The organism is Bacillus sp. LNXM65 (assembly GCF_002998575.1).
GTDB lineage: Bacteria > Bacillota > Bacilli > Bacillales > Bacillaceae > Bacillus.
In genome coordinates this window covers 361,572-384,905 of the sequence record NZ_PVRB01000002.1, presented here as the reverse complement: position 1 = coordinate 384,905, position 23,334 = coordinate 361,572, and the positions used below count along the sequence as shown (strand labels likewise).

General features: G+C 42.4%; 25 protein-coding genes. 2 read left to right on the top strand and 23 right to left on the bottom strand.

Annotated features, from left to right (window positions below):
* Positions 1-203: 203 nt before the first annotated feature.
* The 12 genes from upp to prfA all read right to left on the bottom strand — a co-directional run bounded on the left by upp (position 204) and on the right by prfA (position 9,745).
* Positions 204-833 carry a uracil phosphoribosyltransferase gene (upp, locus tag C6Y03_RS05535; RefSeq protein ID WP_003214553.1) on the bottom strand — a complete coding sequence of 210 codons (630 nt, stop codon included), beginning with the start codon at positions 831-833 and terminating at the stop codon, positions 204-206.
* Between the two features lie 147 nt (positions 834-980).
* On the bottom strand, positions 981-2,228 hold the full coding sequence (glyA, locus tag C6Y03_RS05530) for a serine hydroxymethyltransferase (RefSeq protein ID WP_065097863.1): 1,248 nt from the start codon (positions 2,226-2,228) through the stop codon (positions 981-983).
* A 177-nt stretch (positions 2,229-2,405) separates the two neighbouring features.
* Positions 2,406-2,945 (bottom strand): TIGR01440 family protein, encoded by a 540-nt coding sequence (locus C6Y03_RS05525; protein ID WP_034660290.1) that lies wholly within the window; start codon positions 2,943-2,945, stop codon positions 2,406-2,408.
* Positions 2,946-2,957: 12 nt separating this feature from the next.
* Positions 2,958-3,407, bottom strand: coding sequence for a ribose 5-phosphate isomerase B (gene rpiB / locus C6Y03_RS05520; RefSeq protein ID WP_003214714.1), 450 nt, complete (start codon positions 3,405-3,407; stop codon positions 2,958-2,960).
* A 140-nt stretch (positions 3,408-3,547) separates the two neighbouring features.
* Entirely contained in the window at positions 3,548-4,006 is a 459-nt protein-coding gene (locus C6Y03_RS05515; RefSeq protein ID WP_106038975.1) for a low molecular weight protein arginine phosphatase, read from the bottom strand.
* A gap of 63 nt (positions 4,007-4,069) precedes the next feature.
* Entirely contained in the window at positions 4,070-4,624 is a 555-nt protein-coding gene (locus C6Y03_RS05510; RefSeq protein ID WP_034660292.1) for a manganese efflux pump MntP, read from the bottom strand.
* Between the two features lie 60 nt (positions 4,625-4,684).
* Positions 4,685-5,737, bottom strand: coding sequence for an L-threonylcarbamoyladenylate synthase (locus C6Y03_RS05505; protein WP_095285680.1), 1,053 nt, complete (start codon positions 5,735-5,737; stop codon positions 4,685-4,687).
* Between the two features lie 161 nt (positions 5,738-5,898).
* Positions 5,899-6,342 (bottom strand): GNAT family N-acetyltransferase, encoded by a 444-nt coding sequence (locus tag C6Y03_RS05500; protein WP_034660294.1) that lies wholly within the window; start codon positions 6,340-6,342, stop codon positions 5,899-5,901.
* Positions 6,343-6,405: 63 nt separating this feature from the next.
* Complete coding sequence (spoIIR, locus tag C6Y03_RS05495; protein WP_034660295.1) at positions 6,406-7,062, bottom strand: stage II sporulation protein R; 657 nt, start codon at positions 7,060-7,062, stop codon at positions 6,406-6,408.
* Between the two features lie 119 nt (positions 7,063-7,181).
* A complete protein-coding gene (locus C6Y03_RS05490) occupies positions 7,182-7,661 on the bottom strand; it encodes a hypothetical protein (protein WP_106038974.1) in 480 nt (159 codons plus the stop codon).
* Between the two features lie 142 nt (positions 7,662-7,803).
* Positions 7,804-8,688: a peptide chain release factor N(5)-glutamine methyltransferase gene (gene prmC / locus C6Y03_RS05485; protein WP_106038973.1), complete on the bottom strand. Its 885-nt coding sequence runs from the start codon at positions 8,686-8,688 to the stop codon at positions 7,804-7,806.
* Positions 8,678-9,745 carry a peptide chain release factor 1 gene (gene prfA / locus C6Y03_RS05480; protein WP_034660298.1) on the bottom strand — a complete coding sequence of 356 codons (1,068 nt, stop codon included), beginning with the start codon at positions 9,743-9,745 and terminating at the stop codon, positions 8,678-8,680. The genes prmC and prfA overlap by 11 nt, the downstream gene beginning before the upstream one ends.
* Before the next feature lie 210 nt (positions 9,746-9,955).
* Between prfA and racA the strand changes: the two genes are divergently transcribed.
* A complete protein-coding gene (gene racA / locus C6Y03_RS05475; RefSeq protein WP_066031616.1) occupies positions 9,956-10,507 on the top strand; it encodes a chromosome-anchoring protein RacA in 552 nt (183 codons plus the stop codon).
* 34 nt (positions 10,508-10,541) lie between these two features.
* Here racA and C6Y03_RS05470 read toward each other — a convergent pair whose 3' ends face one another.
* The 10 genes from C6Y03_RS05470 to C6Y03_RS05425 all read right to left on the bottom strand — a co-directional run bounded on the left by C6Y03_RS05470 (position 10,542) and on the right by C6Y03_RS05425 (position 20,936).
* Positions 10,542-11,498: an AEC family transporter gene (locus tag C6Y03_RS05470; RefSeq protein WP_034666496.1), complete on the bottom strand. Its 957-nt coding sequence runs from the start codon at positions 11,496-11,498 to the stop codon at positions 10,542-10,544.
* A 91-nt stretch (positions 11,499-11,589) separates the two neighbouring features.
* A complete protein-coding gene (gene malS / locus C6Y03_RS05465) occupies positions 11,590-13,290 on the bottom strand; it encodes an oxaloacetate-decarboxylating malate dehydrogenase (protein WP_066031615.1) in 1,701 nt (566 codons plus the stop codon).
* Between the two features lie 280 nt (positions 13,291-13,570).
* Positions 13,571-14,173, bottom strand: coding sequence for a thymidine kinase (locus C6Y03_RS05460; RefSeq protein WP_003214626.1), 603 nt, complete (start codon positions 14,171-14,173; stop codon positions 13,571-13,573).
* An 87-nt stretch (positions 14,174-14,260) separates the two neighbouring features.
* Positions 14,261-14,461: a 50S ribosomal protein L31 gene (rpmE, locus tag C6Y03_RS05455; protein WP_003215407.1), complete on the bottom strand. Its 201-nt coding sequence runs from the start codon at positions 14,459-14,461 to the stop codon at positions 14,261-14,263.
* A gap of 130 nt (positions 14,462-14,591) precedes the next feature.
* On the bottom strand, positions 14,592-15,875 hold the full coding sequence (gene rho, locus C6Y03_RS05450; RefSeq protein ID WP_106038972.1) for a transcription termination factor Rho: 1,284 nt from the start codon (positions 15,873-15,875) through the stop codon (positions 14,592-14,594).
* A 364-nt stretch (positions 15,876-16,239) separates the two neighbouring features.
* On the bottom strand, positions 16,240-17,205 hold the full coding sequence (gene glpX / locus C6Y03_RS05445) for a class II fructose-bisphosphatase (RefSeq protein ID WP_012011567.1): 966 nt from the start codon (positions 17,203-17,205) through the stop codon (positions 16,240-16,242).
* A gap of 32 nt (positions 17,206-17,237) precedes the next feature.
* Positions 17,238-18,527 carry a UDP-N-acetylglucosamine 1-carboxyvinyltransferase gene (locus C6Y03_RS05440; protein WP_034660302.1) on the bottom strand — a complete coding sequence of 430 codons (1,290 nt, stop codon included), beginning with the start codon at positions 18,525-18,527 and terminating at the stop codon, positions 17,238-17,240.
* Positions 18,528-18,774: 247 nt separating this feature from the next.
* Complete coding sequence (fsa, locus tag C6Y03_RS05435; RefSeq protein ID WP_034660303.1) at positions 18,775-19,413, bottom strand: fructose-6-phosphate aldolase; 639 nt, start codon at positions 19,411-19,413, stop codon at positions 18,775-18,777.
* 112 nt (positions 19,414-19,525) lie between these two features.
* Positions 19,526-20,383 (bottom strand): class II fructose-bisphosphate aldolase, encoded by an 858-nt coding sequence (locus C6Y03_RS05430; RefSeq protein ID WP_034660304.1) that lies wholly within the window; start codon positions 20,381-20,383, stop codon positions 19,526-19,528.
* Between the two features lie 178 nt (positions 20,384-20,561).
* A complete protein-coding gene (locus C6Y03_RS05425; RefSeq protein ID WP_003214681.1) occupies positions 20,562-20,936 on the bottom strand; it encodes a response regulator in 375 nt (124 codons plus the stop codon).
* A 180-nt stretch (positions 20,937-21,116) separates the two neighbouring features.
* On the opposite strand from C6Y03_RS05425, the gene C6Y03_RS05420 reads away from it, so the two are divergent.
* Positions 21,117-21,647, top strand: coding sequence for a DUF2529 domain-containing protein (locus tag C6Y03_RS05420; protein ID WP_106038971.1), 531 nt, complete (start codon positions 21,117-21,119; stop codon positions 21,645-21,647).
* A 40-nt stretch (positions 21,648-21,687) separates the two neighbouring features.
* Here the strand turns inward: C6Y03_RS05420 and pyrG are convergent, their stop codons facing one another.
* A complete protein-coding gene (gene pyrG, locus C6Y03_RS05415) occupies positions 21,688-23,295 on the bottom strand; it encodes a glutamine hydrolyzing CTP synthase (protein ID WP_003215143.1) in 1,608 nt (535 codons plus the stop codon).
* Between the last annotated feature and the right edge of the window lie 39 nt (positions 23,296-23,334).

The following is a 23,334-nucleotide window of genomic DNA, read 5'->3' as shown; positions in this document are numbered from 1 at the left end:
TGAAAGTTAAAAAACTTTTCTATAGTGATAGAGCACACAAAATGTTCACAATTTCATCAAACTTTAGGAGACACGTGACATTCATTCAAAAAAACAGCTAATGTTCAGTATACATTGATTTTTCTAAGAACGATATCAATCGTTTGTCATATATTTCAAAAAGCCCACATGCACGTTTGCATGTGGGCTTTTATTAAAACATGTTATTTCGTTCCATACATACGGTCACCAGCATCACCAAGACCTGGGATAATGTAGCCTTTTTCGTTCAATTTCTCATCTAATGCTGCAATGTAGATATCAACATCAGGATGATGCTTTTGCATTTCTTCTACACCTTCAGGGGCAGCAATAAGACACATGAAGCGAATGTTTTTCGCCCCGCGTTTTTTCAAGCTGTTCAATGCTTCGACTGCTGAACCGCCAGTTGCAAGCATTGGATCTACTACGATAAATTCACGCTCTTCCACATCAGATGGAAGCTTCACATAATATTCAACAGGCTTTAATGTTTTCGGATCACGGTATAAACCGACATGTCCCACTTTAGCAGCTGGAATGAGTTTCAAAATCCCGTCCACCATTCCAAGACCTGCTCTTAAAATTGGCACAACACCGAGTTTCTTCCCTGAGATCACGTTTGATTTCGCTACTTGTACAGGTGTTTCTACATCTACCTCTTCAAGCGGTAAGTCTCTTGTGATTTCAAATGCCATTAATGTTGCGACTTCATCCACTAGCTCCCTAAATTCTTTTGTTCCTGTATGAACGTCACGAATATATGTAAGTTTGTGCTGAATAAGCGGGTGATCAAATACATAAACCTTTGCCATTGCTTGCTACAACTCCTTTTCTGTCATCTTCCGGTGAACTTTGCACACTTCCTACAATTCTACATAAAAAGACGTCATCTTTCAATATGATTCGCAAATCCTACAAAAAAAACCCACATGCCAAAAATAGGCAAATGGGTCTGCTTTTTAATAATCTAATTCGTTATATAGAGGGAAGCGGGCTGTCAGATCAGATACTCGCTTTTTCGCTTCTTCTAATTTCGCTTCATTTTCATGATGTTTTAGAGCAAGCGCAATAATGGAACCGACTTCTTTCATCGCCTCTTGATCGAAACCGCGGCTTGTCACTGCTGCTGTACCAACACGTACACCACTTGTGACAAAAGGTTTTTCTGGATCATAAGGAATCGCATTTTTGTTCACTGTAATACCGATTTCATCAAGAACATTTTCTGCAATTTTTCCTGTGATGCCAAGAGAACGCAAGTCGATGAGAACAAGATGGTTATCCGTTCCACCAGATACAAGCTGAATATCTTCAGATAACAGGGTTTCAGCTAGCTGCTTTGCATTATCAATGACGTTTTGTGCATATGTTTTGAAATCTCCGTTCAATACTTCACCGAAAGAAACAGCTTTTGCAGAGATGACATGCATCAGTGGTCCACCTTGAATACCAGGGAAGATCGATTTGTCGATCTTTTTACCAAACTCTTCACGGCATAGAATCATTCCGCCGCGAGGTCCACGCAATGTTTTGTGAGTTGTCGTTGTCACAAAATCTGCATAAGGAACTGGATTTGGATGAAGACCTACTGCAACAAGACCTGCAATGTGAGCCATGTCGACCATAAAGTAAGCACCGACTTCATCCGCAATCTCACGGAACTTTTTGAAATCAATTTGACGTGGATATGCACTTGCACCCGCAACAATTAGCTTCGGCTTATGTTCACGTGCTTTTTCAAGTACATCTTGATAGTCGATATGCTGCGTTTCTTTATCGACACCATATTCTACAAAGTTGTACTGTACACCACTAAAGTTAACAGGGCTTCCGTGCGTTAAATGCCCGCCATGTGATAAGTTCATGCCTAGCACTGTATCGCCATGCTCAAGAATGGTAAAGTATACGGCCATATTCGCTTGAGCACCTGAGTGAGGCTGTACGTTCACATACTCAGCGCCAAAAATTTCTTTTGCGCGGTCACGTGCGATATCTTCTACAACGTCTACATGTTCACAGCCGCCATAGTAGCGTTTACCAGGGTAGCCCTCTGCATATTTGTTTGTTAATACAGAGCCCTGTGCTTCCATGACTGCTTCGCTTACAAAGTTTTCTGATGCAATTAATTCGATTTTGTCCTGCTGGCGTTTCCGCTCTAGTTGAATTGCCTTGAATACTTGTGCGTCTTGCTCAGGTAAATGTTTCATCAGCGAAATCCTCTCCAATCTATTTCCATTCGATGTTTTCACCATCTCATTGTACACGGTTTTTGAGTGAAATGTAAAAGTTTTTTTAGAAAATCGCCTTCTTTTTTTGCGAAAAACCGAATATTCAAGCGGTGAAGCGTCTTCATCATTCAACATTATATTAGAAATATGTCTAAGCTATGATCTTGTATAAACCGCTCGTTCTCCGCCAATCAGCTTCGGACGCGTTTTCGCAAACGTCACATGTGCATGTCCTAATTGATGACGACTGAGGCGAACAGGTACAGCGACTCTCTTTAGATGCATCCCAATTAATGTATCACCGATATCGATTCCAGCATGCGCCTTGATGGATTCAACTAACACAGGATGTTCCATGTGCTGATACGCATGAGCCGCCATCGAACCACCCGCCTTTCGGACAGGTACTGCCGCTACAATCTCTAGGTTAAGCCGGAAAGCCACTTCTTCTTCCACAACAAGAGCACGATTCAGATGCTCACAGCACTGGAAAGCGAGCTCAATGCCAGTCTCTCGTCTTAGCTGATCCAATTCTTGATAGATAGACGCAGCTATTTGCTCACTTCCTGCTGTCCCAATATGCTCACCAGCCACTTCTGATGTACTGCAGCCGATCACTAAGATTTGCCCAGCACGCAGTTCGACCATTTGATGAAACTCTTTTAACATTTCAAGCCAATCTTGACCAATGTTCATGTTAAGCGCTCCTTATAGGTGCTTTTCTTCGTAATCAGCGATTTTACCAATCCGCACAGCATGTCGTCCTGCCGTAAATTCTGTTGTCAACCAAATGTGCGCAATCTCACGTGCTAATCCAGGTCCAATGACTCGCTCTCCCATCGCAAGGACGTTTGTATCATTATGTTCTCTAGTCGCTTTCGCACTAAATGTATCATGCGCCAGCGCACAGCGAATTCCTTTCACTTTGTTTGCTGAGATGCTCATACCGATGCCTGTCCCGCAAATTAAAATGCCGCGGTCGACTTCTCCGTTTGCCACCATATTAGCTACAGGAAAAGCATAATCTGGGTAGTCTACAGAACCTGATCCACATTCACAACCCATATCAATGTATTCAATCTTCAATTCATCCATCAGTTGTTTGATTTCTTCACGAATATTCGTTCCGCCGTGATCGGATGCAATGGCTACTTTCATCGGGCAATTCCTCCTAAGGGTGAGTTGATCTGTCATGCCTTACATTTATTCTTTATTTACAGTTATATTTTAACCTCTGCCTAGTCATTTGCAAACAAAAGCAGAAAAACCGTTGACGCAACGGTTTTACAGGTTGTCCATTATGAGGATGTCTGATCTTTTTTCAATTTCTCAGCCAGTTGATAGAGCAATGCTTCAAGTTCATCACGTGTTTCCTGATAAACAGACAGACTTCCTCCAAACGGATCGGATACATCGCCTTCTGTTCCTGTCGCAAATTCCTTTAGAGTGAAGATCTTGTCTTTTGCATGCGCATATTGCTCCACAATCAACTGTTTATGCTGCATGGTCATGGTGAAGACGTAATCTGCTTCTCGCAGAAGATCCTCTGTCAGTTTTGATGAAGAGTGATTCAGTGGAATGCTTTTCTCAAATAATGCTTCGACCGCTTGAGGAGAAGCCTTCCCAGCATCTGAGGCAAAAATGCCCGCTGATTTAACAGTGACCTCTAAACCTTTATCATATGCAATTGAAGCAAAAAGGGCTTGAGCCATCGGACTTCTGCATGTATTTCCCGTACAAACAAATAAGATTTTCATCTTTCGCCCTCCTTTTCTTCTATTATATAGCATTTCATTCTACATGTTATGTAAGGAGACTGACTAGAGCGGAAATAATAATTTGATACCAAAGGCTAGTAAAATGATTCCGCCAAGCGCCCCGCTATATGATCCAACCCATGATCGAACCTGTTTACCGAGTAATAATCCAAGCCATGTGAGGATCATACTAAAAAAACCAAACAATAAAATGGTCATCCACACGTGAGAACCGTAAATTCCGAGACTTAAACCAACGGAAAAACTGTCTAAGCTGACACTTGTTGCAAAAAGAACGAGACCAGCCCCAACAGGTGCGATAAATGGTTTATCCTCTTTGCGAATAGACGCAACGATCATTTGCAGCCCGAGCACCAAAAGCAGCGCCCCGCCGATATAGGTGGCAAGGAGACCGAGCCAGCCTGATAGGAGCTGACCTGTCAGCATACCAAAAAGCGGCATAAACATATGAAATATCCCAATGACAAGTCCAATATAAATGATCTGGCGGAACCTCAGCTGAACCATCCCCATGCCAAGTCCAACCGAAAAAGCATCCATTCCCAATGCAAAAGCCATGATGCTGAGCGTCAGCAATTCGCCAGCTAGTTCGTACATGTAAATCCCCCTTGGACACGCATTCTCCTTTAACCTATGTTTGTCCAAGAAGGGTTAGAACTATTTGAATGAAGAGAGAGTACGCCCTCCTGCCGCTTTTTGCAGACGGTTCATAATCGCTGAACCCACTCCCTGCTCTGAAAAAGCTTCTGAAATAATGACATCTACATCTGTCTCATCAAATTGTCTCAGTACACGATATAAGTTTGCCGCAATCGTTTCAGGTTTCCCTCTCCATCCACAGCTGAAAACAACATCTGCCGCAAACAACGATTTCTTTTCTTCTGTTGTCAGCACGCCCACTTTTAGACCTTCTGCCTGGTATGTTTGAATGTGATGCTGCATCTCTTCATCACTTCCAGAAAAAAGATACATTTGAGCTTCAGGTGCATAGTGTGTGTATTTCATTCCTGGCGATACAGGCGCTTCGTCCTTTTTTGTCAGCCCCGGGTCGATACTGACCGCTCCAACTACCTCTTCTAAAGCTTCTTTTGTAATCCCGCCAGGCCTTAAGATCACTGGAATCTCGTCGACACAGGATACAACCGTTGACTCAACGCCAATTCCAGTTGAACCGCCATCGACAATCCCAGCGATTCTTCCATCGAGATCACTCGCTACATGGTCAGCTTGTGTCGGTGAAGGTTTGCCTGAACGGTTGGCACTTGGTGCGGCAATCGGCAGACCAGCTGCTCGGATGAGCTCAAGCGCAATCGGATGGTCAGGCATTCTCACACCGACCGTGGATAAACCTGCTGTGACCTGCTTTGATAAAGCACCCGGCTTACATGGAAGAACAATGGTTAAAGCGCCCGGCCAAAAGGCTTCCATCAGCGCCTTTGCTTTTTCACTTTCTATTTGCGCAAATTCGTGAAGCTGCTGAACCTCCGCAATGTGGACAATCAATGGATTATCACTTGGACGCCCTTTCGCTTCATATATTTTCATGACAGCTTCTGTCTCTTTCGCATTTGCCCCTAGTCCGTAAACAGTCTCAGTCGGAAAAGCGACCACTTCGTTTTGCTGCAATAACACAGCTGCCTGTTCAATTTGTGGATAGTATGTGGATAAACTCTTTTCTAAATCCACAGACCACCTTTTTGTATTTAACATCATACAAACTCCTTTTAAAAAAGATAAAACTGTTGATATATCTCAATTATCCTTTTGAAAGTATAAAAGATGATGATCAATAAAACAAGCGTTGTCCACAATTTGTGGATAACGCTTGTTTAACAGTGGATAAGTATGTGTATAAGTCCAGTATGTTGTGATTAACTTCCTTTTTTATGAAGAACCACAGCTTGTTCTTTCGCCAATATCTCTTTTGCATGTGCAGATACCCACATGCTTTCTGGAATGTCCTCTAATGGCGTGAAGCCCATCAATGCCAAAAAGTCATGTGAGGAGGAGTGGTTTGCGACGACATAAAAAGTATCCACACCTATTTTTCCTCCGAGCGTTTGAACACTTTGGAACAAAGACACGATGTGTCCCTGACCTAGTTTATCTGATATGACAAGGGACCGCAGCAAGCCCTCTTGTTCACTAAGCTGTTCAAGACCTAAACACCCCGCCAGCTGACCGTCCGCATCTTCCATGACAACAAATGTCGTACGCTCTGCAAGCGTGACGCCGCCTTTCGCTTGTCCCTTTTCAAGAAAAGCATTGATCGCTGGGGCATCTTCTTCTGTGGCTATTCTTAATTGATAATACATGCTTTCACCTCTTTTTGATCTCTTACTTCAACTCTATGAGGCAAAAACAGATTTATACCTTTTTTAGGAGAAAAGACTAGAGACCCATTCGAATAAAAAGAATTTCACTTCACCGGTCTCTTCTTTCTCTTCTTTCACCACTTCATTAACAGACTCATCTGTTTGCTGCGCTGTCACTTGGTTATCCTCATCCCCCTCTGGCGATGCGATGGCTTCTCCATTTGAAAAATCGATAAAGCAGAGCGGCGGGAATAACACACACCACCAATTGGCTCCATCCCCTTCTCCAAGTGTAATTAAAATGGCTTCATATTCCCCTGCAGGATAGACGAAATTCCCATATAGCTTTGTTGGAAATGAGGCTTTTTGAAAGCTGACTGAGACGGATTGATCAATGTGCTGTTCCTTCAATTTCGCTTTGGCAATACGATTGATTTCTGGCAGCTTGGTCCGAATTACACGTCTTGCTTCTTCAATGGACGTGAGGTCTTTAACCCACTCTGTCATATTGGCATTGACCTCGTCACGAATGCTTCTTTTCACATCCTGATCCGCTGAACGATCACTATTTGCTAAAATGCGTAAGCGGATCGCTTCGTCTGGTATTACAACAGGCTGATTTGCAGAAGCAGCCGCTGTCTCCTCCCTTCCAAGGTTTGCAAAAGCACCGCATAATAATAGAAACATATAAAGACAAATCATCATTTTACTTTTAAACATGATGTGTTCCCCCCACTTTTTCTCTTCGCTACAAACATTGTGTCCAGGAAACCCATCTCATAAACAGACAAAATGATTTTTTTAATAGATTATAAGTCAAATCAAAAAAAGCCGTCCCATTAAAAACGGCTTTGGAGTGAGGATTGGTAATCGGAAGGGTACAGTCTCCCATCCCAATCTCGGCTGATTTTTAACCCTGATTCTGTTTTGATGACAGTCATTGCTCCTTTTTTCTTGATTTCTTTTTTAACCTTTCCTTTTTGATCAATAAATTGAATCATCATTTCATAGTCAAATTCAATTCTGTCATCGCTTTCATCTGAAGGCGTAAACGTAATTTTCTTCAGCTTAATTTGACAATCTTGATCCTTTGCTGCTTCTAACACGCTCGGGAACATGCTGTCTTGTGTATATTCTTGATATTCATGCTCAGTTAAATAAAACTTCAGCTTCTCCTTCATGTCAGTTAGGTCATCTGTTCGATTCACTGTGTATTGTGCTTTTTTATAGCTTTCTCCAAATGCTGCTGCTTCTTTTTTAAAGCTCGGTTTACCACAAGCACTCACAATCAATAGTACACTGACGATGACCAACACCATCGCATACCTTCTGTTCACACCATTCGCTCCTTCAAAACAAATTTATGTAAAAAAATCATGATCAGAATGTTCATTCTTCTATATATACGTTTCTCTTTTACCATAAGTTTCATCTTTACATAATAAAATAGTCCGACTTTTTTCAGCCGGACTTTCCGTTTTGAATGTGTGCGCAAACAGCTCGGTCTTTCCCGTTTATGTCCTTGACGATGCGGACATCTGCCGCGGGAAATGACTGCAAGAGATGTGCTTTTACATCTTGCCCTTGCGTATGTCCAATTTCAAAGACAACGACCGCCTGCTCATGAAGTACACAGTGAAGATCACGAATGAGACGCTTGTAAAACCACAGACCATCACGTCCATCTGTCAGCGCATTCACTGGCTCATGCTTCGTAACCACCTCTGACAAACTGTCCATTTCTTCTGCTGCAATATAAGGTGGATTGGAAATAAACAGATCCACTTTGATGCCTTGATCCATGATAGGTTCGAGTAAGTCACCTTGTAAAAAATGGACGTCTGCACCAAGCGCTTGTTGATTCCGCTTTGCTACCGCAAGTGCTTCATGTGAAATATCCGTTGCTGTGACAGATAATGTTTCTTTTTCAAGAGCCAGCGTAATCGCAATTGCCCCGCTTCCTGTGCCAACGTCCACTGCTTTGAGCGGCTGATCGTGCGGGAAGACGTCACTCACCAGATTCAGCGCCGCCAAAACGACCTCTTCCGTTTCAGGACGAGGAATGAGAACATGTTTGTTCACCTCGAAGGGACGGCCGTAAAAGAATTCAATACCCGTTAGATGCTGAACAGGCACGCCTTTCTTATGCTGCGTGACAAACTCGCTGAACAACCGATCTTGCTCCTCTGGCAGCAGATCATGAAAACGTGCAAGAAGTTCACTTCTGCTTAGGCCCAGTACATGCATCAAAAGAAGCTCTGCTGCGTTTTGGTCTCTACCGGCTTCCGTTAACAAAGAAGAAGCCCATTTAAGGGCTTCAAAGATGGTTCGTTGATTATTTTGCATTTTGAAGCTTTCTTGCTTGGTCTTCCATAATTAATGCATCTATGACCTCGTCAAGTTTTCCTTCTAAAATTTGATCAAGCTTTTGAATCGTCAATCCGATGCGGTGGTCCGTTACACGGTTTTGCGGGAAATTGTACGTACGGATACGCTCTGAACGATCCCCTGTTCCAACAGCAGATTTACGCGTTTGATCATATTCAGCCTGTGCTTCACGCTGGAATTTATCATAAATTCTCGCACGCAACACTTTCATGGCTTTTTCTTTGTTTTTGATTTGCGACTTCTCATCCTGACAGGATACAACCACACCTGTTGGAAGGTGAGTTAATCGAACAGCAGACATGGTCGTATTGACACTTTGTCCGCCAGGTCCGCTTGATGTGAAAGTATCTACACGGATGTCTTTTTCATGGATATCAATTTCAACTTCTTCAGCCTCAGGCAAGACAGCAACTGTCGCTGTTGATGTATGAATCCGTCCGCCTGATTCTGTTTCCGGAACACGCTGCACGCGGTGTGCGCCGTTTTCAAACTTTAGTTTGGAGTATGCGCCTTTCCCGCTGATCATAAAGATAATCTCCTTATAACCGCCTGTGCCAGTGACACTCGCTTCCATCACTTCCGTTTTCCAGCCTTGCATTTCAGCATAACGGCTGTACATACGGTAAAGATTTCCAGCAAAAAGCGCGGCCTCTTCTCCTCCCGCTGCACCACGAACCTCCACAATAACGTTTTTGTTGTCATTTGGATCTTTCGGGATCAGCAAGATTTTCAGCTCGTCTTCTAAACGTTCCGTTTCCTCTGTGAGCTCTGAAATTTCTTCTTTGACCATGTCGCGCATCTCGGCATCCAGCTTCTCTTCCAGCATTGCTTTCGCTTCACTCAACTGGTCGTATGCCGCACGATATTGTCTATATACCTCAACAGTTTCTTGAATATCAGATTGTTCCTTCGAATATTCACGAAGCTTCTTAGGGTCGTTCACCACTTCAGGATCACTTAAATATTCATTTAGCTTTTCATAGCGTTCTTCAATTGATTTTAAACGGTCTAACATGGTCTTCACCTCTGTTTTGTGCGTAACAGTCTAATTATAGTATAGCGGGGTATGACAGTCAAAAAAATTTCCAAAACAATTGATTTTCTGCAATTTTTCGCTAGAAAACACGATCTTTGGCGATTGGTTACTTGTTTTGTCTAACGTGAAGGAACAGGTCCTCCTTGAAGAGAATGGTACTTATAATTGAAAAAAGGGAGGGCATTTGGTTTGAATACAAATGAGGTTGCAAAAGAAATTGGTGTTTCTTCAAAAACGATTCAGCGTTGGGTTAAACAGCTCAACATCCCTGTCGCCCGGAATGAACTTGGACATTATGAATTTCATGAAGATATTGTACAGCTGCTCAAAGAAGTCAAACACCAAATGAGTGAAGGTGTGATCCTCCAAGACATTCGACTGCCAATCCACGAGGAAACCGTTCAACAGTTATCACCTGCTGCAGAAACTGATGCCTCCACAAAGCGGATTGAAGCATTAGAAAAGCAAGTGAAACAGCTCATTCAGCAGCAATTGCATGTCACTACTGATGTAGAAAATCGACTCCAAGAACTCGAACGGAAACTGGCTAAAAAAGCAGATGAAGGTGTATCATACCAGCTGCTTCAGCACCGCAGAGAAATTGAAGATCTCACCACTAAACTTGAGCGTCTTGCCGCGAGCTTGAAACAACCCTCTCAAATAGAAGAAAAAAAGGAAATCACACACCCTGACATCAAAAAAAAGCGTGTGCTCTTCCCTCTGTTTCATTCATTTCGCTAAGAAAGGCTGCCTCAAGAGGCAGCCTTCTACTATATTATACGGTAAGCGCAATAATGATCGGTAATGTAATGAGTGACATGATGGCACTGATCACAAATGCGGATGCAGTTTCTGCCTCTTGTTTCTCAAATCGTGTGGCGATCATCGCTGCAACAGCTGAACCTGGGAAGGCAACAAGCAATACAGCTTTTGTAATTTCATCCGCCGAAAGACCCATAAGAATGGCGATAAGATACATAAGAAGCGGTTGTACAGCTACTTTTAATAGTGCAATACTAAATGCTGGTAAGCTCAGTTTAATTTTTCGAATACCTACAGTGACACCGACTGCGAATAGTGCAACCCCTGATGTCACACTTCCGATTTCCTCTAACATTTCATGTCCGATTTCAGGAAGTTTAAATCCTAAAAGTACAAGAATGATACTTGCTAGCGGTGCAAGTGCAAGCGGCTCTGATAAACCGTGCAAAATCGCTTTTGTTGTCATTTTTAAGAAACTTTCGCCGTCTTTGGCTTTTCCTTTTGTTTTTTCACCGACAGTTGACACAATAATGGCAATTGGATCAAGCAATGCATTTACAACTATTCCGGTAATAGCAATCGGAATTGCAACTTCTTGAGCCCCAAATAAACTGCCCAAGACCGGAATCCCCATAAATGCAAAGGTCGGTTGTGCTGAGTTTAACGAGAAAACAGATGAATCTGTTAAATCATATTTAAAAGCAAATTTCGTAACTAAAAGGATAATGATATAAAAACCAACGATTCCGAAAATCAATGCAATGAAAAATGGAATTTGACTATAGAATTTATCTTTTGGTGTTGACAGAATGCTGGCGATAAAGTGCGCTGGCAAAGCATACTTTGTAACAAGTGTACTTACACCTTTTGCAGATTTAGCGTCATAGCTGCCGAAGTTCCCTGCGAACCAACCCAGCGCGATAACGAAAAAAATCGGTGCTAGGAGGATCAAAATATTTAAAAAGTCCATCTTACTATTCCTCCTTGAATCTTTTACATGTCTCTTATTTTATTGCGGCATTGCTTAGATTACCCGAAACAATGCCGCGTTACACTTTTTATTATGCTCTTACAATTTTTTTATATTCAGGAATCCACATTGCATCTTTCACAGCTTGTTCGATGTTGTCAGGCGTTTTTCTTGCGACACCATCTTCAATAGCTGCTTTCGCTACTTCAACAGCCACATGGATTGACACTTCTTGCAATTTATCAATGCTTGGCAGTAGACCAGCACCTGGTTTCTCATGATCAACCATTTCAGCAATTGCATTCGCAGAAGCGACGAACATGGCTTTTGTGATGATTTTTGATTCTGTTACGATCGAACCAAGACCAAGTCCAGGGAAAACGAACGCATTGTTTGATTGTCCGATTTCATATTCGATTCCGTTATACTCAACGTTTTCGAACGGGCTTCCTGTCGCAATCAGTGCACGGCCGTCTGTCCATTTGAATAGATCCTCTGGCACTGCTTCAGCAAGTGGTGTTGGATTAGACATTGGCATGATCACTGGACGCTCTGTATGAGCTGCCATTTCTTTAATGATTTCTTCAGTGAATGCACCGCCTTGACCTGATGTACCGATAAGGATTGTTGGCTTCGCTTGGCGAACAGTTTCAGCAAATGAGATTTGTCCTTTTTCATCGCGTGCCCAGCCTTCTACTTCAGCAGAAGAACGAAGGTATGGTTTTTGGAAATCAAGCACTTCATCTTCAAATTGATCTGTTAGCAAACCTCTGTAGTCTAATGTCCAGAATGCATTGTTTGCTTCTTCTTCCGTTAGACCTTCAAGGACCATTGCGTCACGCACTTGATCTGCGATTCCGATACCAGCTGATCCAGCTCCGAAAATGACAACACGGTGATCTTTCAATTGAGTACCAGTTTTCTTGACAGCTGCAAGAACACCCGCTAAAGTAATGGCACCAGTACCTTGAATATCATCATTGAACGTTAAGATGTTATCATTGTATTTTTTCATGATGTTACGCGCATTTTTGTTTCCAAGGTCTTCCCAGTGAAGTAAGGCTTTCGGGAAGAATTTAAGCGCTGCTTTTACATAAGCATCAATGAATTCTTCGTATTTTTCACCTTGTACACGTTTGTGATGGTTTCCGATGTATAATGGATCATTCAATAATTTTTCATTGTTTGTGCCAACATCTAATACGACTGGAATCACGCGGCTTGGATCAATACCTGCTGCAGCCGTGTAAACAGCTAATTTACCGATTGCGATGTTGATACCACCAACACCCCAGTCACCAATTCCAAGAATGCTCTCAGAGTCAGTTGCAACGATAAGGTCAATATCTCCTGCTGTTGCATGTAAGTTTTCAAATGCTTTCTCAATGCCGTCAATGTTGTCGATTGAAAGATAGACACCATGAGGTCTTCTGTATTCATGGCTGTATTCTTGAATCGCTTCACCAACAGTTGGTGTGTACACAACAGGAAGCATTTCACGAAGCTTGTCTGTTAGAAGCTTATAGAACAATACTTCGTTACGGTTTTGCAAATCACTTAAGTATACGTTTTGACGAAGACGATCTGGCTGTGCCAGAAATTGCTTATACGCTCTCTCCGCTTGTTGTTCTAGAGTGAGAACAGTTGGAGGAAGTAAACCTTCTAGTCCAAGCTCTTGTCTTTCTTCTTCAGAGAAAGCAACGCCTTTGTTCAACGTTGGAATCGATAATACATCTTTACCTGTCAAAGTGGTTTCGAGGTACCCTTCTTTTGTTTTCTTCACGTTGTTCATCAAAAACTACCCTCTTTCTAAAATATAAATAAAGTGAACTATTAATTTAAAGAACGATTAAGGAGGAAAATCCTTAATCAAAAAAAATTATGACAAGAAATCGAACTTTTCGTTAAAATGCTTTACACTACAGTTAGTCATTTTATGCCTGCTTATGCTAAAACGCAAGCGTTGAAAATTAGATAATTTTTTCGTAGCGTTATTTAATTTATTTAAGTACAAATGATGGGTGTTCAGCCAAAATCTCGAAAAACGAAACACAGCGGCATTTGCTATTTTTTTAATTGTCAAGTGTTGTACCAACGTCAAGTCTTGGTACTTCATGGTGATGTCTGCATCGTGCTTCGTATGATTCCTGCGCACCTACTAAAATAATGGGATCATCATAGGATGCGGGTTTACCGTCGATCAAGCGTTGTGTTCTACTCGCTGGGGAGCCGCATACCGAACAAACTGCTTGAAGTTTTGTTACAAGCTCTGCACATGCCATTAAATGCGGAACAACACCAAATGGCTCTCCTCTGAAATCTTGATCAAGGCCTGCAACAATGACTCGGTAACCTTTATCAGCCAATTGAGTGACAATATCAATGATTGTCTCATCAAAAAATTGCACCTCATCAATGCCAATGACATCGGTTCTTTCTGATATGTGCGTTATTATGTCTTTTGGTGAGGCTACTGCAATCCCATCGACTGATGAACCGTTATGTGAGACAACTGAGCTTGTACTATATCGGTTATCAATCGCTGGTTTGAATATTTTTACTTCTTGTTTGGCAAAGGTGGCTCTTTTGGCTCTCCGAATCAATTCTTCCGACTTTCCAGAAAACATACTTCCGCAGATGACTTCAAGCCAACCGCTTTGTTTCATCACATACATAAGGTCTTCTCCCCCGTTTTAAAGTTCCATCAATCCACGTAAAAAAACAGGCAAGAACGGATTCCTGCCTGTTTATTGTATCTATTATTACTTAAGACCGTATTTTTTGTTAAAGCGGTCAACACGTCCATCAGCAGAAGCGAATTTTTGACGGCCTGTATAGAAAGGATGGCACTCAGAGCAAATCTCGATGCGTACCTCTTCTTTTACTGATCCAGTTTCAAACTCATTTCCACAAGCGCATTTGACTGTAGCTTTTTTGTAGTTAGGATGAATTCCTGTTTTCATCTACTGTCATCTCCTTCCGCCCTGAATCCAATTCGGAAACAGAGTTAATATCTCAGAATAAATTCTGAAACGCACATGATGAAATTATAACAGTGTGAGTCTATGATTGCAAATGTATTTTTTCAACAAGCTATCTTTTTGATGCAGACATGTTCGCTTGTTTCCATTCTTGCGTTAAAATATCGAAAAATTCTTGGTTTGTCTTTGTTTTTCTCATTTTGCGCATGAACTTCTCAGCAAAGTCAGGTGTATCTGACATCGATTTTCTCATCGCCCATAGACGGTCAAGATGCTCTTTTGGTACAAGCAGTTCTTCTTTTCTCGTACCAGAACGACGAATGTCGATCGCTGGGAAAATTCTTCTTTCTGCAAGAGATCGGTCCAAATGAAGCTCCATGTTCCCCGTTCCCTTAAACTCCTCATAAATCACATCATCCATACGTGATCCCGTATCCACAAGCGCAGTGGCTAAAATCGTCAAGCTTCCGCCTTCTTCAATGTTACGCGCAGCACCAAAGAAGCGTTTTGGACGGTGGAAGGCCGCTGGATCAATACCGCCGGAAAGCGTTCGGCCGCTTGGCGGGATGACAAGGTTGTATGCACGAGCAAGCCTTGTGATGCTGTCCATTAAGATGATGACATCTTTCTTATGTTCAACAAGACGCATGGCACGCTCTAATACAAGCTCTGCTACTTTAATGTGGTTTTCCGGTACTTCGTCAAAGGTTGAACTAACAACATCCCCTGCAACAGAACGTTCGATATCTGTTACTTCCTCCGGGCGTTCGTCTATCAAAAGGACAATCAGCTCTGACTCTGGGTGATTTTCAGAAATGCTGTTGGCAATTTCTTTGAGCAAAATGGTTTTCCCAGCCTTAGGCGGTGCAACAATTAAACCACGCTGCCCAAATCCAACTGGCGCCATCATATCCATAATTCTAGTAGACAGGTGATTAGGCTGTGTTTCAAGAATCATTTGACGATCAGGGAATAGCGGCGTGAGTGCAGGAAAGTGAACACGTTCCTTAGCTGATTCTGGGTCGTCCCCATTTACCGCTTCTACATGAAGGAGGCCATAGTAGCGTTCATTCTCTTTTGGAGGTCGTACCTTTCCAGACACCTTATCTCCGTTTCGTAAATCAAAGCGTCTGATTTGTGAAGCTGAAATATAAATGTCTTCAGAACTTGGAGAATAGTTAATTGGTCTTAAGAAACCAAATCCCTCAGACTGAATAATTTCAAGAACCCCTTCCATAAATAAGAGATCCTCTTGCTCAGCGTTCGCCTTTAAGATGGCAAAAATTAATTCTTTTTTTGTTAGTTTGCTGTAATAAGAGATTTTGTATTTTTTTGCTAACTCATACAGCTCTTTTAATTTCATATTTTCCAAAGATGAAATCGAAACATCTTTCAATATGGACACCACACTTTTCTAGTCAATGTATTTCATTACAAATGCATGACCATTGTATTTGATTAGCTTTTAATTCCGTTTTGTTGGAATGACCTCGCTCTCATGGTAACGCTCCCACTCGTTTTATCGTAAAAGATAGGAACAATGTGAAATTGAGCTTTGTCAACATAGAGAAGGATAATGAGTATATCGTCATGATGCGGCAGTATTTAAACTTGTTGAAGCTTAAAAGAAGTAAATTCGCAGAAAATTTCGCAGCACTCTTTAGTTTTACCTCATTTGCAGAGAATATTCAACTTTAAAAAGAAAATGATATACATTTGACACCTATATGAAAAGCGGGTAATGAATACCCGCTTTCAGATTACGGACGAATGACAAGATTCGGTTTTTTCTTTAAGCTGTGTCTGCCGTCTACGAAACGAACTGTACCCGATTTCGCACGCATAACAACACTATGTGTTGTTCCAACAGAGCCTTTGAATTGAACACCTTTTAATAGCTCGCCGTCTGTTACACCAGTCGCTGCAAAAATGGCGTCGTCGCCCTTCACGAGGTCTTCCATTCTTAGGACTTTTCCAACATCCAGCCCCATTTTCTCACAGCGTCTCAGTTCTTCTTCACTTTGAGGAAGAAGCTTTCCGTGGATTTCACCACCAAGTGCCTTTAACGCAACAGCAGAAAGAACACCTTCTGGCGCTCCGCCTGAACCAAATAGAATATCAACACCTGTGTGATCAAATGCTGTATTAATAGCTCCTGCAACGTCACCATCATCGATCAGTTTAATTCTTGCTCCTGCTTCTCTCAGTTCAGCAATAATTTTCTCATGTCGATCTCTGTTTAAAATCGTTGCAACGACATCTTCAATATCTTTGTTTTTTGCTTTTGCCACAGCGCGAAGATTATCAATGACAGGCGCTTCGATGTCGATGCAGCCTACCGCTTCTGGACCTACTGCAATCTTATCCATGTACATATCAGGTGCATTCAGCAGGTTGCCATGATCTGCAACCGCAATAACAGCTAAGGCATTCCAGCCGCCGCTTGCCACAATATTTGTTCCTTCTAATGGATCAACAGCAACATCCACGCGGGGTCCGTATCCGTTCCCAAGCTTTTCCCCAATATAAAGCATTGGTGCTTCGTCCATTTCTCCCTCGCCAATGACCACTGTTCCTTTCATCGGAATGGTATCAAATACATCACGCATTGCACTTGTTGCAGCATCATCTGCTTCGTCTTTTAATCCTCTTCCCATCCAACGGGCAGATTTTAATGCGGCTGCTTCTGTCACCCGTACTAGTTCCATCGATAAACTTCTTTCCATTTTTGTCCAAATCTCCTCTCACAGTCAAAGCCTTACGAATTTTGAAGTTCTTCTATTTCTTGGTCATTCAGCTTTTCACGCCAGATGGTTGCACCCAAGCCTTCAAGCTTCTTCTCAAGCAAACTATATCCTCTGTCTATATGTTCAAGCCCTGTGATTTCGGTCACACCGTCTGCCATTAACCCTGCAACGACGAGACAAGCACCTGCACGAAGGTCACTTGCTTTGACCTTTGCTCCTTGAAGCTGCGTTTGCCCAGTTATAATGGCAGATCTACCTTCGACCTTCATGTTTGCACCCATTCGACGCAATTCGTCAATGTGCTTAAAGCGGGCTGAGTAGATCGTATCTGTGACCACACTCGTGCCTTTCGCCTTTGTTAACAGCGCCGTCATCGGCTGCTGAAGGTCAGTCGGAAAGCCCGGATACACAAGGGTTTTGATATCGACAGGCTTGAGTCCTTCGTTTCTGCCAACGATCAGCATCTGATCGTTGCTCGTTTCAATGGTGAACCCCATTTCTCTAAGTTTCGCCGTAATTGATTCTAAATGAGTTGGGATCACATTATCAAGAACAACTTCATCTCCCATCGCAGCACCAGCAATTAAAAATGTGCCTGCTTCTATGCGGTCAGGGATGATGGAATGCTTACAGCCATGAAGAGATTCTACACCTTCGATTCGAATCACATCAGTACCCGCACCTTTGATTTTGGCTCCCATGCTTGCAAGCAGTGTCGCTACATCAATAATTTCGGGTTCTTTTGCGGCATTTTCAATCACCGTTTTTCCTTCAGCCAGTACGGCTGCCAGCATGATATTGATGGTCGCACCTACACTGACAACATCAAGGTAAATACGAGCTCCGACTAATTTTTCAGCGCGCAAATAAATCGCACCCTGCTCGTTTGTCACCTCGGCACCAAGTGCTTCAAAGCCTTTGATATGCTGATCGATCGGCCTAGGTCCTAAGTGACATCCTCCTGGCAGTCCGATGACAGCCTGCTTGAACCTGCCGAGCATGGCTCCCATTAAATAATAGGATGCACGCAGTTTCTTCACCTTTCCATTAGGAAGCGGCATACTGATCATGGAAGAAGGATTGACGATCATTTCACCTTTTTCAAACGTAACCTTTCCGCCAATCTCTTCTAACAGATCTCGTAATGTGTCAATATCTGAAATATGCGGAAGGCCCTCAATGGTTACTGGAGAATCAGCGAGAATCGTGGCAGGAATCAGTGCCACTGCACTATTTTTCGCACCACTAATATGTACGGTCCCGCGCAAAGGGTCACCGCCGGCAATGTTTAACTTTTCCATATTTGTCTCCCTTCTTAAAGAAGATCACTGTTGGAGTTATACTGTTTGTGGATGTCGCGCTTTAAAAGGTCTTGTCCAAAATTTAGCCAATATCAAGAGAAAGAATACAGGTTAAACGAAATTTGTCGGAAGAAAAATAATCGAAGCTTTGCGAGGCTGTGATGTTCTCTTCTTTGCACAAAACATTTCTTAGCGTTTTTAAGGAAAACTGCGGCAAACGGGAGACAATCCCGTCTGCCACAATCACTTATTTATTCCAGTCTGCTAAAAATTGCTCAATGCCTGCATCCGTTAACGGGTGTTTTGTCAGCTGCTTGATGACTTTCAGCGGCATTGTGCCGATATGAGCACCTCTAAGCGCAGCTTCTGTCACGTGCTGCGGGTGACGAATGGATGCAGCAATGATTTGTGTATCTAATCCGTGAACATCAAAAATGGTTTTCACTTCGCTGATGAGATCGAGACCATTTTGGCCAATGTCATCTAAGCGGCCGAGGAATGGAGAGACATACGTTGCACCAGCTCTAGCTGCAAGCAATGCCTGGTTTGCACTAAAAATCAAAGTGACGTTTGTTTTAATACCAAGGTCTGTTAACGCTTTGACAGCTTTAAGGCCATCTGTTGTCATCGGTACTTTGACCGTGATATTTGGTGCGATGGCAGCAAGCTCTTTTCCTTCTTCAATCATTTCCTCTGCTTTAAGGGAAATCACTTCTGCACTGACAGAACCTGATACGACGTCAGTGATTTCGCGAAGACGGTCGTGGAATGATACGTCCTTTTCTTTCGCTACTAAACTAGGGTTTGTTGTGACGCCTGCTAAAATGCCAAGCTCGTGCGCCTCTTTGATGTCTGCGATATTCGCTGTATCTACGAAAAATAACATAACCGTGCCACTCTCCTATCAATAAATTGTCTGAAATGTAAATTTTGATTGCGCTTTCTCAAGATATGGAGAAAACCGCCTGTGACTCAGGCGGCTTTCGGTTCTCATCAAATTATGCTTGGTTAGAAGAACCAAATTCGCGCATTTTGCCGATAACAGTCGCTTTAATTGCGTCACGAGCTGGTCCAAGATATTTACGTGGATCATACTCTTCTGTTTTTGCAGCAAGTGTTTCGCGTACTGCTTTCGCAGAAGCAATTTGGTTTTCAGTGTTTACATTGATTTTTGCTGTACCAAGTGAAATTGAACGCTTGATGTCAGCAGTTGGGATACCTGTTCCGCCGTGAAGAACAAGTGGAAGGCCTGTCATTTTACCGATTTCTTCCATTTCAGCGAAACCAAGGTTTGGTTCACCTTTGTATGGACCATGAACTGAACCTAGTGCAGGTGCAAGGCAGTCAATGCCAGTGCGTTCTACAAGCTCTTGGCATTCTTTTGGATCAGCATAAATAACGCCCTCAGCGATGACGTCGTCTTCTTGTCCGCCAACAGTTCCAAGCTCAGCTTCTACAGATACACCGTGGAAATGTGCAAGCTCAACTACTTTCGCAGTTGTTGCTACGTTCTCATCGAATGGGTGGTGAGAAGCGTCGATCATGACAGAAGTAAATCCTGCATGGATTGCTTTTGCACAAGATTCAAAGCTTGAACCGTGATCTAAATGAATCGCAACAGGAACTGTTACATTATATTCTTCGATTAACGCTTTTACCATTGCGACAACTGTTTTGAAGCCGCCCATGTAGCGTCCTGCCCCTTCAGATACTCCTAAGATAACTGGAGATTTCTCTTCTTCAGCAGCTTGTAAAATCGCTTGCGTGAATTCTAAATTATTTAAGTTAAACTGTCCAACAGCGTAACCTTTTTCCTTTGCGTCTTTCAACATTTCTGTCATTGAAACTAAAGGCATGATGAAAAATCCTCCCTATGTAGCTAATTTGCTTACTAAAAAAAGCTCTCCACCCTAGCATGACCAGAATTTCTCGCCATATGTAAACTTTCAAAGTCAGATCGCTTTCTTCTTCTTATCTAGGATACCAATTATTCGACAAATCGGCAACAGAATGACTCGATTCAATCATTTCCATCTAACCATTTGTTTCGAGCGGCAAGTATTCTTTAACAGCATCTCGGATTTCATCAATATCAAATGGTTTCGCAAAGTGCGTCAATGCACCGAGTTCTTTTGATTCTTGGATCATGTCTAATTCGCCATAGGCTGTCATAATGATGACACGGATGTCTTCATCAATTAATTTCATGCGTTTTAAAATTTCAATACCATCCATTCCGGGAATCTTCATATCAAGCAGGACAAGGTTTGGTCTATGATTTTTCACAATATCTAACGCCTGAAGTCCATTGGCTGCTTGGAAGGTTTGATAGCCTTCTTTATGAAACACTTCATTTAATAATATTCTAATACCGTATTGATCATCGACAATTAAAATTTTCTCATTCATCTGTTACACCCCATTGCTTTCATTTTTCGCCATAAAAAGAGCTGTTGTTAAATAATTCTGTTTGATTTTCACATTTCCTTTATTTATAATAGTTTACTTTACGACATTTTCTGAGCATTTTTCCTAATATTCTCTTTATATTCTATTATAAAATGATCTGACCGAAGGAGGTAATCAGTCTTGTTAAAAATTTTCACGACCCAGTTATCAGGTATTTTTTCACGTATTGGAGAAAAGCAGGCTGAAGCGATCGAGGATGGTGCACGCCTTCTTGCACAAGCCGTTGTCAGTGGACATGCTGTTTATTTTCACGGAAAGAATGAACTGGCTGCTGTAGCCCTAGAGGCAACTGAAAGCAAGGAGCCCTTTCCAGGTGCGAAAGTACTGCCGCTTGATCAAACGGAGCTCAGCTTGCTTCATCCAAGTGACAGGGTGCTGCTATTTTATTCAGACCCAGAAGACGAGGATATTCAATCTCTTGTAAAAGAGCTGCACGCTCAAGGTACGCCCATTGTTGGTGTCGGTCCAGCACAAAAGGAGCCGTCCATGATTGAAGAGCATTGTGATGTCCACATTGATTTTCAGCTCAAGAAACCGCTTGTGCCCGCTGATGACGGAACAAGGTTCGGTTATCCTGCTTTAATGACATGCTTATACGTCTACCACGCTCTATCGTTTACTGTGAAAGAAATCGTTGAGGAATATGAATAAAAAAACTGCCGAGAAGATCATATTCTCGGCAGTTTTTGATTTATTTTGATTCAGATGCTTGCAGTGAAGCACCAACGAAATCTCTAAATAATGGCTGTGGTCTTGTCGGTCTTGAGACGAATTCTGGGTGGAACTGAGAAGCAAGGAACCAAGGATGATCCTTCAGCTCGATAATTTCAACAAGACGTCCGTCTGGGCTTGTACCAGAGAAGACAAAGCCTGCGGCTTCCATTTGCTGTCTGAATTCATTATTAAACTCATAGCGATGACGGTGGCGTTCGTAGACCACTTCGTCATTGTATGCAGCAAATGCTTTTGAGTCTTCATTTAATTTACATGGATACAGACCAAGACGAAGTGTTCCGCCTAGATCATCTACATCCTTCTGTTCTGGAAGAAGGTCAATGATTGGGAATGCTGTTTCAGGATCAATTTCCGCTGAATGAGCTCCCTCAAGGCCTAGTACGTTTCTCGCATATTCGATCGACGCAACTTGCATTCCTAAGCAGATTCCGAAGAATGGCACTTTGTTTTCACGGGCATATTGTGTAGCAATGATTTTCCCTTCCACTCCGCGGTCTCCGAAGCCTCCAGGAACGATGATGCCGTCTACATCTTGCGCGAAATCAGCCATATTTTCTGCTGTCACTTCTTCTGCATTGATCCATTTGATTTGAACGTCTGCATCAAATGCATAACCAGCATGGCGAAGTGATTCAACGACAGAAATGTATGCATCTTGCAGTTCAACATATTTTCCTACTAGACCAATTGTGACTTGTTTTGAGAGATTTTGTACTTTATCGACTAGCGCTGTCCACTCCGTCATGTCTGCATCTTGGCAGTCAAGTTTCATATGTTCACATACAAGCTTGTCTAGTCCTTGTTTTTGTAAATCAAGCGGAATAGAGTACAGCGTGTCTGCATCCTGACATTCAATAACAGCTTTTGTATCGATATCACAGAATAACGCAATTTTGTCCTTCATGTCTTGGGTCATTGGCATTTCAGTTCTGACCACAATAACGTTTGGCTGGATACCAAGGCTGCGAAGTTCTTTTACACTATGCTGTGTTGGTTTTGTTTTCAGTTCACCAGCTGCTCGGATGTAAGGAACAAGGGTACAATGAATGTACATCACGTTTTCACGGCCAATGTCACTCTTCATTTGACGAATCGCTTCAAGGAAAGGAAGGGATTCGATGTCTCCTACTGTTCCACCGATTTCTGTAATGACCACATCTGCACCTGTTTCTTTTCCGGCACGGTACACGCGGTCTTTGATTTCATTTGTAATATGGGGAATAACCTGTACGGTTCCGCCTAAATAGTCGCCTCGGCGCTCTTTCTTCAGAACAGTAGAGTAGATTTTACCAGTTGTGACGTTGCTGTACTTATTTAAGTTAATATCAATGAAGCGCTCGTAGTGACCTAAGTCAAGGTCTGTTTCAGCACCGTCATCTGTGACGAAGACCTCACCGTGCTGATATGGACTCATCGTCCCTGGGTCTACGTTGATATATGGATCGAATTTTTGAATGGTGACATCCATCCCTCTATTTTTCAGAAGGCGGCCTAACGATGCAGCCGTGATCCCTTTTCCAAGTGAGGAAACAACTCCTCCTGTTACAAAAATATACTTTGTCATTTCGTATGCTCCTCTCTTTTTTACCCTTGCATGACTAGA

Excerpts from the sequence above, each read along its gene's own strand:
- spoIIR (WP_034660295.1), bottom strand. The coding sequence starts at position 7,062 with ATGTTTAAAAGTAAAATGATGATTTGTCTTTATATGTTTCTATTATTA.
- C6Y03_RS05500 (WP_034660294.1), bottom strand. The coding sequence starts at position 6,342 with ATGTATTATCAATTAAGAATAGCCACAGAAGAAGATGCCCCAGCGATC.
- C6Y03_RS05505 (WP_095285680.1), bottom strand. The coding sequence starts at position 5,737 with ATGTTAAATACAAAAAGGTGGTCTGTGGATTTAGAAAAGAGTTTATCC.
- rpmE (WP_003215407.1), bottom strand. The coding sequence starts at position 14,461 with ATGAAAACAGGAATTCATCCTAACTACAAAAAAGCTACAGTCAAATGC.
- upp (WP_003214553.1), bottom strand. The coding sequence starts at position 833 with ATGGCAAAGGTTTATGTATTTGATCACCCGCTTATTCAGCACAAACTT.
- rpiB (WP_003214714.1), bottom strand. The coding sequence starts at position 3,407 with ATGAAAGTAGCCATTGCATCCGATCACGGCGGAACGAATATTCGTGAA.
- prmC (WP_106038973.1), bottom strand. The coding sequence starts at position 8,688 with ATGCAAAATAATCAACGAACCATCTTTGAAGCCCTTAAATGGGCTTCT.
- C6Y03_RS05430 (WP_034660304.1), bottom strand. The coding sequence starts at position 20,383 with ATGCCTTTAGTTTCAATGACAGAAATGTTGAAAGACGCAAAGGAAAAA.
- glyA (WP_065097863.1), bottom strand. The coding sequence starts at position 2,228 with ATGAAACATTTACCTGAGCAAGACGCACAAGTATTCAAGGCAATTCAA.
- C6Y03_RS05440 (WP_034660302.1), bottom strand. The coding sequence starts at position 18,527 with ATGGAAAAGTTAAACATTGCCGGCGGTGACCCTTTGCGCGGGACCGTA.
- prfA (WP_034660298.1), bottom strand. The coding sequence starts at position 9,745 with ATGTTAGACCGTTTAAAATCAATTGAAGAACGCTATGAAAAGCTAAAT.
- C6Y03_RS05515 (WP_106038975.1), bottom strand. The coding sequence starts at position 4,006 with ATGAAAATCTTATTTGTTTGTACGGGAAATACATGCAGAAGTCCGATG.
- C6Y03_RS05470 (WP_034666496.1), bottom strand. The coding sequence starts at position 11,498 with ATGGACTTTTTAAATATTTTGATCCTCCTAGCACCGATTTTTTTCGTT.
- C6Y03_RS05425 (WP_003214681.1), bottom strand. The coding sequence starts at position 20,936 with ATGAATGAGAAAATTTTAATTGTCGATGATCAATACGGTATTAGAATA.
- C6Y03_RS05460 (WP_003214626.1), bottom strand. The coding sequence starts at position 14,173 with ATGTATGTGATGAAACAAAGCGGTTGGCTTGAAGTCATCTGCGGAAGT.
- C6Y03_RS05510 (WP_034660292.1), bottom strand. The coding sequence starts at position 4,624 with ATGTACGAACTAGCTGGCGAATTGCTGACGCTCAGCATCATGGCTTTT.
- malS (WP_066031615.1), bottom strand. The coding sequence starts at position 13,290 with ATGAACAACGTGAAGAAAACAAAAGAAGGGTACCTCGAAACCACTTTG.
- pyrG (WP_003215143.1), bottom strand. The coding sequence starts at position 23,295 with ATGACAAAGTATATTTTTGTAACAGGAGGAGTTGTTTCCTCACTTGGA.
- fsa (WP_034660303.1), bottom strand. The coding sequence starts at position 19,413 with ATGTTATTTTTCGTAGATACAGCGAATATCGCAGACATCAAAGAGGCG.
- glpX (WP_012011567.1), bottom strand. The coding sequence starts at position 17,205 with ATGGAAAGAAGTTTATCGATGGAACTAGTACGGGTGACAGAAGCAGCC.
- C6Y03_RS05490 (WP_106038974.1), bottom strand. The coding sequence starts at position 7,661 with ATGGTGTTGGTCATCGTCAGTGTACTATTGATTGTGAGTGCTTGTGGT.
- C6Y03_RS05525 (WP_034660290.1), bottom strand. The coding sequence starts at position 2,945 with ATGAACATTGGTCAAGATTGGCTTGAAATGTTAAAAGAGTTTCATCAA.